7 protein-coding genes are annotated in these 8,063 nt (G+C 40.4%); 2 read left to right on the forward strand and 5 right to left on the reverse strand.

Annotation, left to right across the window (positions count from 1 at the left end; genetic code table 11):
* Window positions 1-403: 403 nt before the first annotated feature.
* Window positions 404-1,300 (reverse strand): AEC family transporter, encoded by an 897-nt coding sequence (locus IM456_RS10490; protein WP_149988185.1) that lies wholly within the window; start codon window positions 1,298-1,300, stop codon window positions 404-406.
* Between the two features lie 49 nt (window positions 1,301-1,349).
* Window positions 1,350-1,949, reverse strand: coding sequence for a Uma2 family endonuclease (locus IM456_RS10495; RefSeq protein WP_149988186.1), 600 nt, complete (start codon window positions 1,947-1,949; stop codon window positions 1,350-1,352).
* On the opposite strand from IM456_RS10495, the gene IM456_RS10500 reads away from it, so the two are divergent.
* Window positions 1,929-2,126 carry a hypothetical protein gene (locus IM456_RS10500; protein ID WP_172970565.1) on the forward strand — a complete coding sequence of 66 codons (198 nt, stop codon included), beginning with the start codon at window positions 1,929-1,931 and terminating at the stop codon, window positions 2,124-2,126. The two genes, IM456_RS10495 and IM456_RS10500, sit on opposite strands and share 21 nt — an antisense overlap.
* Here IM456_RS10500 and IM456_RS10505 read toward each other — a convergent pair.
* From IM456_RS10505 to IM456_RS10515, 3 genes are all read right to left on the reverse strand, one after another.
* Window positions 2,111-2,506, reverse strand: a complete 396-nt coding sequence (locus tag IM456_RS10505; protein WP_149988187.1) for a nucleotidyltransferase family protein — start codon at window positions 2,504-2,506, stop codon at window positions 2,111-2,113. The two genes, IM456_RS10500 and IM456_RS10505, sit on opposite strands and share 16 nt — an antisense overlap.
* Window positions 2,466-3,326, reverse strand: a complete 861-nt coding sequence (locus tag IM456_RS10510; RefSeq protein ID WP_125730160.1) for a formylglycine-generating enzyme family protein — start codon at window positions 3,324-3,326, stop codon at window positions 2,466-2,468. The genes IM456_RS10505 and IM456_RS10510 overlap by 41 nt, the downstream gene beginning before the upstream one ends.
* A gap of 205 nt (window positions 3,327-3,531) precedes the next feature.
* A complete protein-coding gene (locus IM456_RS10515; protein WP_149988188.1) occupies window positions 3,532-5,958 on the reverse strand; it encodes a dynamin family protein in 2,427 nt (808 codons plus the stop codon).
* A gap of 221 nt (window positions 5,959-6,179) precedes the next feature.
* Here IM456_RS10515 and IM456_RS10520 point away from each other — a divergent pair, with 221 nt between their 5' ends.
* Window positions 6,180-7,820, forward strand: a complete 1,641-nt coding sequence (locus IM456_RS10520) for a DUF655 domain-containing protein (protein WP_287693703.1) — start codon at window positions 6,180-6,182, stop codon at window positions 7,818-7,820.
* Window positions 7,821-8,063: the final 243 nt, after the last annotated feature.

An 8,063-nucleotide genomic window follows, 5' to 3' on the forward strand; every position in this document is an offset into this window, starting at 1 on the left:
CGCAATATTTACAAATTCTTAAGAATTAATTGAGAAAGATTTTTATTTAACAACGATGTTATGATGGTTACAGCGATTTTACTGAATTTCATAATGGGTTATTCTGTGCTTTTTTGGACAGCAATGGTTGAAACCCTTGCCACACCTACAAGGTGATCCTAATTAGGACGGGTAAATCAGTCAATTTCACCCACAACGATGATCTTTTTTTTGTGTAGTTTTATTGCAAAAAAAAAGTTTTTTTGACAAAAAGCACAAAGTATGATATGAACCCAACGTATTTCTGGCTGCCAGTAGTTATTGCAGAGTGGGAGTTGTGGAGAAGGGAAAAGGGAGTGCTGGAGCTTTTTTCAGTCAACAGTTAACAAAACGAAAACTTCGCACCTCACCCTTAAGATAACTGCTATAAATAGACTTTTAATAACCAAAGAAAGAAAGGAATAGTCAGAAAACTAGCAAGGGTAGTGACCACAACTGTGCGGGCCATTAAAGCGGCTGAACCACCGAATTCTGTGACTAAAATGACGGTATTAACGGCGGTGGGCATGGCACTTTGTAGGATGAGAATTTTTAGATCCATACCAGTTAATCCTAAACTACTGCCGATCGCAAATGCCAAAAGAGGAGCGACTAAAAGACGCAAACAGGACCCTAATAATTCTAATTTACCGATCGCTAATTTTTGCTGAGATAATTGGATACCTAGGATAATTAAAGCCAAAGGAATTGCCGCTTCTCCTAGATAGCTAATACTTTTATCTAATTGCAGGGGAAGATGAAAAGAGAAAGTTTGAAAGCTAATGCCGATAAAAATTGACCAGATTAAGGGCAAGCGAAAAACTAAGCGAAATCCTGAAAGAAAGCTTTTTCCTCGCAAATAAGCGGGACTAATACCAAATAAAAGAATACTAGAGCCAATCATATAGATTATCGCTCTTTCCAGTCCAGCCGCACCCAGGGCGAAACTAGCCACCGGTAAACCCATATTACCGTTATTGGGCATCACGGCGGCAGCCATGAGGCTTTTGCGGGTATCATCATCGAGACTGAGACAATAGGCCATAATTTCGACGACAATCGCCATTACCAGTGAAATAAGGGCAAAGCCTAGGAGAATTAAACCGATATTGCTGCCGGATAAAGTGGTGTGATAGAGTCCATCAATTACCAAAGCGGGGGCAAGAATATACACCGTGATTTGGGAAAGGGAATGCACTTCAACAGTGAGAATTTTTCCTGCTATCACACCGATGAGGATGATAAAACCCACTGGAATAATAGCGGAGAGGATGACAAGCATTAATCAAGTAAAAAGTAAATAGTAAACAGAAAAAAACTGATCTGATTTTTTAACAGATTTCTGTTATATCTTCATATAAAGATTTGATCGCACAGTGAAAATCGATACTAGCTAGATAAATATCTGCTCCTTTGCTGTAGGGATAAAGAACCCAGAATCCTTCGTCATTGCGACGAAAACAATCCACACTGATGCGTTCTTGACTGATAAGAACGTATTCTTCTAAAGTTTCAAGGGAACGATAGTCGGCAAATTTATCACCCCGATCTCGCTTCGCGAGCGCGTTGCGAGCAAAGGCAGCCGTAGTGGGGGATAATACTTCTACAATCAAGCGCGGATAACGGATAAAATCTTCCGAGAAAGACTGATTATCTCGCGAGTCGCAAGTGACCACAAGATCGGGATAAAAATAACTATTAGCTATTTCTAGACAAACTTTCATATCTGTGGCATAGACAAGACAACCACTACCCCGCAGCCGGTTTTTTAAAAGTGTGGCTAAGTTGATAATAATCATACCGTGGGCTTTACTTGCACCAGCCATGGCGTAGGTTTGACCGCGAATATATTCGTGTTTATCCTTGGCTATTCTCTCCGTTGCTAAATAATCTTCCGGGGAAAGATAGTTATGGTCAAAGTTAGCAATCATTTGGTTAAATCACCTTTATTGTCTCTAAAATCAATTCTAACTCTCGATCGAGTATCGGTACATTTTAAAAATTTTTCTGACAAACACCTGCAAATTTTGCCAGTTGCTCGGCAAATTATTGAGCTAATTGACCTGCTCGGACAATATCTAGTAAAAAAGCCTTATCCCGCCACATAAATCACTTGCGCTGTCCCTAAAATCTCTCGTTGACGAATCCAATTATGACTCTGATCGATCGATTTTTTCGTTAGCAAATCAACTTTCCGTCCCAATAAATTCTCTAATTCCCGTTTCATCCTCGAAAACTCCAGAAGTCCCCAAGAAACACTATCTTGAAAACTGACCAGTATATCAATATCGCTATCTGGACGAAAATCTTCCCGCAAAACCGATCCGAATAAACACATTGCAGATATCTGCCATTTCTGACAAAATTCGCTGATTATTTGCTGGGGTAGTTCTATGTTCAATTTTTTCACCTCCCTGTCACCGGTAATCAGTGATCGGTTTTCAGATTTAAGGAGAATTATCGCTAACGACACGAAAACCGATATCATAGAGTCCAGCAGTAGCCAGAAATTTGACCCGGTAGGCCGAGCGACACTTGTTGGGGCTGTCATTCCAGGAACCCCCCCGTAAAACTCGTCTGTCCCTATCTTCTATTGTGGCTGCTTCGTAGTTATCGCGCCAGTAATCTGCACACCATTCCCTGACATTTCCGTGCAGGTCGTAGAGTCCGAAAGGGTTAGCGACGGCAAACATTCCTACCGGTGTGGTTTCCCTGCGATCGCATCCTAGTCGACCTTCCCCATAACGACCATAACTGCACACTTTGCCGCCATAATCCCAGTCCACCCCGGAATAGTTGGCTAAATCCGTGGAAATTGTCGGGCCAAAGTGAAAAGGGGTTGATGTACCCCCCCGACAAGCGTATTCCCATTCTTTTTCTGCGGGTAAACGATAATTCAGTCCCGTGAGACGGGATAGGCGATCGCAAAATTCCACCGCTTCCCACCAGTTAATTTGTTCTACGGGGCGATCGTAACCTTCAAAATGGGCCGGATAGGGATTAAGTTCAATATTTACTGGTTCTAATTTTGCCACCTCGCGCCATTGTCGTTGGGTAATTGGGTAGCGACTCAGACAAAAAGCCTGAATATTAACCGGAGATTGGGGACTTTGACTCAATTTCCAGCCTAACTCGCTTTTGGGCGCACCGATGAGGTATTGACCGCTAGGGATAGAAATCATTTCTAAAAAGGTTTTTTTGCTGAAAAAATATTTATAACCTCGATTAGTGACTTTTTCCCGTTTAATTTCCTCACCTTTGCCATTAACAGTGACCACTTCATCGGTAAAATCTAACCATTCTCCCATTCTGCACCCCTCTATCGGTTATCGGTTGATCGGGTTAAGCTGCGGGCCTAGAAAAATCCCAAAACCTACCAGTTTAAGAATAACAAGACTTCGATCGCTTATCCCCCGATGAGGTTTAATTTTAATTAATTTTTTGCTTTGACACCAAATCCGTTTTTAATAGATGGATTGTTTCCCCCCACTTCCCACCTTCCCACTCCCCATATTAATTGCTGGAGTCATTAACAACTTCAGGGACAATCTCTAATTCTTGTTCACCAATTATAGGTAAATGATTTTTCTGTAAACCCATAGCAGTTAAACAAGTATTGAGAGAGTTTATCGCTTGGTTATAATCCTCAATTTTTTGGTGAATTTCTTCCTGTTTGCGGGCATTATTCGCAATTTTTTCCGCCGCTTCCTGTTCTAAAGTTTGTTCTAGATAAGAACGAGCTTGATTGAACTGTTGTAGAATAGTATCCGCTTGTTTTTTTGCCATTGGTATCAATTGATTTTTCAGAGTATTATTAACAGTTTGGCGGAAGTTTTTATGAATTGTTGCTGATACTTTTGGCTCAAAATCTAACTTAAGTAATTGACGGATAGCAGGTTCGGCAGCAAGAATACTTTCACAGTCATAACCTTGGGCAGTTTGTTGCACAGTTTGCCGAAATTGAAAGATCGAAAAAGTGCCTTCGTTGTAAAAATTATGATTTTCTCGTACATAGCGATCACACTCAGTTTTTGCTTCGGAAATCAAGGCATGAATTAACTGCAATTCTAGCTGTTTTAGCTGACTTTCTAGGTGGCCATCATTGCCTAATAAGCGGTAAATTTGTCGATAATAATCACCTTGTCTTACCGCATCTAAAAGACGCTGACAAAAGCGACTAATTAAACTGGTTGACTCCTCAATTAACACATCTTCTAGCTGGTTAGACAGATAATAAAAAGCTTCCACTAATACTGCTAATAAAGGTGCTGTAGCATTTCGAGGATGAGTTAAAGTCGCTTGCGAGTAAGCATTTTTAACAGAAAAAGTATTTAATAACTCATCCAATCTTGATACCATTCTCGCTTTCAGTTTCTTAAAGTCTTCCTCAAAGTTTTCATCGCTATTAACCACGACAGCATTGACATAACCATCGATATGTTTAGTTAATTTCTCTCCCACTTCCTTTAACTCTTGATTGAGGTGATTTAACTCCAGAGCTTTCATCGCCTCAATTTCTCGTGGTTGACTTTCTAAATCACTATAAATCCCTTGATAATAATTTTTGAGAGTAATGCAGAGAGATTGTAAATCATCGGCTAAAGTTGCAAACAATTGCGGGCGTTTTTCTTCGGTGAGATAACGAGTAATTGCCCTGCGAAATTCTTCGATACCGCTATCAGCAATTAACTGCTCTAGTAAAGGAGTTCCCCACTCGCTTAAAACTCGGAAGTAATTTTTATTAGGAGTTTCATAACCGTGGATGGAAACTTTAAAGGGAGTTGCCAGTAATTTACCGGAGTTGGCACAATAGTTATTAAACTCGCTGACAAATTGCGGTGTTTCTTCTTCTCCTCCTAAATTTTTAACACTTTCGGTAAAGATAGAATCTAAACCATAACGCTGATTAATATTGGTTTGATTTTTCACCTGATACCCATAAAAACCTAAAAGTCCGCTGGTTTTGTAAATGCGGGAAGTATCACGAAATTGCGTTTGAATTAGGTTTTCTAAACGCTGTTTTAGTTGGGCTGAGTACCAGGTTTCATCGATGCGGTTAAAAACATAAAAAACTCGATCACGAATACCAGCATTAGAGCGAATTTTTTCGAGTAATTCCGTTTCTTCTGTGGCTAATTCTCCCGCAGAAGCAGCCTTTAAAACACAAACCACTGCCGAAGTATCAGGATGCTCTATTTTACGATAGGCTAATGCGGCATCTTTTTTGACTGGCGCATCAATACCGGGCAAATCTACCAAAACGTTACCATCTTTAAGGAGAGGATGATGACAGTAATATTCTAGACGTTTTAAGACGGCGCTATTGCTACCACGACGGGCAAAACTTGCCGCTTCTGCTAAATTAGAAAAGTGAAATTGTTCCATGGAATAGGTGGCATTATGCAGCGTATGGATCCGCTCACGATTTTGAGTAAATCCTTCAATTAATAATTTTAAACCCTGAGCTTGTTTAGCTCGCTCGGATTTGCCTTCTCCCCCTTCCTGTTCGATAATTTTTTGACAGTATTGGTTTAACTGACTACAGTATTCGGGGGAATTAATGTTACTGGGATTAGTTAATTGCAGATTTTGACAGACGGTATCGACTAAAGTACGAATTTCTACTTCGCTGAGAAAGGTTAAAACCACTCTTTCCTCATCAGCTTCTGCGTACTCAATATAACATTCTGTACCCGTTGCGTGTCCTTCGGCACTATACAGCAATTCTCGCTCTAAAAGTGCATTGATTAACATTGATTTCCCGGCACTAAAAGCACCGGCAAAAACGATTTCAAATTTGGGAGAAATGGCTTTTTGTAGGGCAATTTCTATCTTGCTGGTATCCTGTTGATTGCGGAGAGAGGATTCGCCTTTGAATAGTTCAATTATACTGTTAACATTACCAGCCAGATTACTGCATTGGGGTAAAAGTTCAGTCATGGTAAAACCCAAATCTAGAAGAACAGTGCTATTGTTCCCCAGATTATAACAAAATTCCCTAACTAGATGTCACATCTTTGGTCAGCGATTTAAGCAATCAAAGACAAAGCCATCGTCTTCAATCTAGAATCAGGATTGATTATAATCAATTTAGTACATACCGATTTCCGAGAACCTCCTTAGGTAAAAATTCCCTCCTGAATCCTAGGGTAATGATAATTATGTGGACAAAAATGGCAATAGATAAATTGAGATTAAAAAAAATTCGGCCTATGGGACAGTTAGGATTTTTGTTAGGAACAGTTTTTCTTTTGGGGGGCTGTCATTCTCTGAATGTTATCCAAAATCGTCCCCAACCCTTGCCCCAAGATCAATATATTCAAGTCTATTTTAATTATAATCAAGCCCAGGGTTCAAATTATACCGATCCCTATCGCCAAATTAATCGCCCGGGGGATAATTTAGAACAGGTTATTATTGATAATATCAACTCGGCAAAAAGTTCGATCGATCTAGCGGTGCAAGAGTTACGTTTACCCGCCATCGCTCAAGCTTTAGTGGAGCGTCAGCAACAGGGAATTAAAGTTAGGGTTATTCTCGAAAATATTTACAATAAACCTATTAATAGTTTAGCTAAAAATCAAGAACAATCAAGCGATCGAGAACAGGAACGTTATCAAAACCTTTTTGATTTAGTTGACATAAATCGCGATGGTAAATTAACTCCAGAGGAAATCGCCCAAAGAGATGCAATTACTATCCTCAAAAAAGCTGGCATTCCCCTAATTGATGATAGGGCAGATCGCTCAAAAGGTAGCGGGTTAATGCACCATAAATTCATGGTTATTGATAATTACACTACTTTAATCAGTTCAGCTAACTACACCTTAAGTGATATTCATGGAGACTTTTCTAATCCCCAAACTGTCGGGAATGCCAATCACTTATTAGTCATTAATAATCCCCCACTAGCTAGAGTTTTTCAAAGAGAATTTAATCTGATGTGGGGAAGGGAATATCGGCCTAAATTTGGGTTAGATAAACCCCAAAGAAAAACGCAAAAAATTACTATCGGTAATAGTAGTCTGACGGTAAAATTTTCCCCCGATTCTACTACTTATCCCTGGGCAATTACTAGCAATGGTCTGATCGGTGAAACTTTAAATAAAGCTGAAAAATCCGTGAATTTAGCCCTGTTTGTCCTGACGGAACAGCCTCTAGCTAATATTCTCGCCCAACGACATCAAAAAGGGATAGAAATTAAAGCTTTAATTGATCCTAGTTTTGCCTTCCGATACTATAGCGAAGGATTAGATTTATTAGGAGTTGCTCTCAGTAATAAATGTCGTTATGAACCAGATAATCAGCCTTGGCAAAACCCAATTAATACCCTAGGAGTTCCCGTTCTAGCCCCGGGAGATAAATTACACCATAAATTCGGTTTAATCGATGATAAAATTGTGATTACTGGTTCTCATAATTGGTCAAGAGCCGCTAACCACCAAAACGATGAAGCTTTAGTTATTATCGATAATCCCACCGTTGCCGCTCATTTCGATCGAGAATTTCAATATCTTTACCGTACCGCTAAATTAGGACTGCCGGAAACTATTAAAAATCGGATCGAACAAGATAGAAAAAACTGCCCCCAATCTGTAACAATTAAAAGCGATCGCTTAATTAATTTAAACACCGCCACCAAAGAAGAATTAGATACTTTACCCGGTATCAGTGGCAAATTAGCCGAAAAAATTATCGCTGCCCGGCAACAAAAACCCTTTACTTCCCTAGAAGATTTGGATCGAGTATCGGGAATCGGTCAGGGAAAAATTAGCAAGCTCCAAGGCAAAGTCAGCTGGTGATCAGTGCTTCGTCTGTATTTTCTGCCACAGACAAAAACTAGCAATTTTCCCTTGTTACGGCAAGCTAAGTAGGTAGGTGTTAAAATCGTCAGCCCCCCTTATTAAGGGGGATCCCCCCGCCTATCGGCACCCCCCTTATCAAGGGGGATCCCCCCGCCTATCGGCACCCCCCTTATCAAGGGGGATCCCCCCGCCTATCGGCACCCCCCTTATCAAGGGGGATCCCCCCGCCTATCGGCACCC

This window comes from Microcystis sp. M079S1 (assembly GCF_020246425.1).
In the GTDB taxonomy this organism is placed as follows: domain Bacteria; phylum Cyanobacteriota; class Cyanobacteriia; order Cyanobacteriales; family Microcystaceae; genus Microcystis; species Microcystis aeruginosa.